1 protein-coding gene is annotated in these 607 nt (G+C 37.9%); it reads left to right on the top strand.

Features of this window, described 5'->3' with window-relative positions; translation table 11 throughout:
• Positions 1 to 607: nucleotidyltransferase domain-containing protein (locus tag ACPC58_RS11690; protein WP_434066037.1), on the top strand; the 607-nt coding region annotated here is incomplete at both ends.

The following is a 607-nucleotide window of genomic DNA, read 5'->3' as shown; positions in this document are numbered from 1 at the left end:
TAAACGTCTCAGAAACAACAACTAAAGAAATTATTGCTTCTTATGAAGCAGTTGGTACCTACTTAGGTAATCTTGAAGAAGATTTGGATATCAAAATTTCGCCACAAGGATCAATGGCACTTGGAACAATGATTAAACCCCTCAGCTCTGACAAAAACGGCGAATACGACGTAGATCTCATTTGTCAGTTAACAAACGGAGAATCACTAACACCTGAACAGGTTAAACACATCGTTGGCAATAGGTTACATGAAAGTCCGCGGTACTCAAAGATGCTAGATCCCGAAGGGAAACGCTGTTGGACACTGAAGTATACTGATTTTCATATGGACGTCCTTCCTTGCACACCATTAAGTTCTGAAAATTCTAATTCTATCAGAATTACCGAGAGACTTGACAATAATACTTACAAAGATGGCATAAGTAATCCAAAAGGCTATATCGAGTGGTTTAAAGCAAAGATGCAATTAGTTTATACAGAGGCTTTACAAAACTATGCCGAGAAACGCAATGTTGAAATTGAAAAAATACACCTTTACAATTTGCGTACTCCTCTCCAAATGGCTATTCAAATTTTGAAGCGCCATCGAGACATCATGTTTGAAGG

The sequence above is a fragment of the Streptococcus sp. VTCC 12905 genome (assembly GCF_049893385.1).
Taxonomy (GTDB): domain Bacteria; phylum Bacillota; class Bacilli; order Lactobacillales; family Streptococcaceae; genus Streptococcus; species Streptococcus suis_AA.
This window is presented reverse-complemented; position numbering and strand designations above follow the sequence as displayed.